At 51.1% G+C, this 452-nt stretch carries 2 tRNA genes; both read left to right on the forward strand.

The features are described from left to right. Nucleotides 1-28: 28 nt before the first annotated feature. A tRNA-Ile gene (locus NG99_RS27320) sits at nt 29-105 on the forward strand. 194 nt (nt 106-299) lie between these two features. After that, a tRNA-Ala gene (locus tag NG99_RS27325) sits at nt 300-375 on the forward strand. Nucleotides 376-452: the final 77 nt, after the last annotated feature.

Here is a 452-nt window from a genome sequence, read left to right on the forward strand (position 1 = left end):
AAAAGTAACGAGCAGAAAAAACCTCTACAGGCTTGTAGCTCAGGTGGTTAGAGCGCACCCCTGATAAGGGTGAGGTCGGTGGTTCAAGTCCACTCAGGCCTACCAAATTTCATCTCATGCGGCGTTATGCGCGCGGTCGTTTACCTGAAGTAAACTTCCCTTCCGCATGCCTTGCCTGAGAAGAAATTGCGTCCCTTTAAAAGGGATACAAACGGTCGGGAATGAATCAGCGTGTTTTCCGTCAGGAAAAGAACGTGTCCCGGTTGAGTGGTAGTAGATGGTCTCTGCAGTAACTGTATGGGGCTATAGCTCAGCTGGGAGAGCGCCTGCCTTGCACGCAGGAGGTCAGCGGTTCGATCCCGCTTAGCTCCACCATGCAGTTGTCTCAACATACTTCAGAGTGTACCGGCGACGGTATGCTGCGAAGTATTATGCTCTTTAACAATCCGGAA

Origin of the sequence: Erwinia typographi, from assembly GCF_000773975.1 — a bacterium.
GTDB classification, from domain to species: domain Bacteria; phylum Pseudomonadota; class Gammaproteobacteria; order Enterobacterales; family Enterobacteriaceae; genus Erwinia; species Erwinia typographi.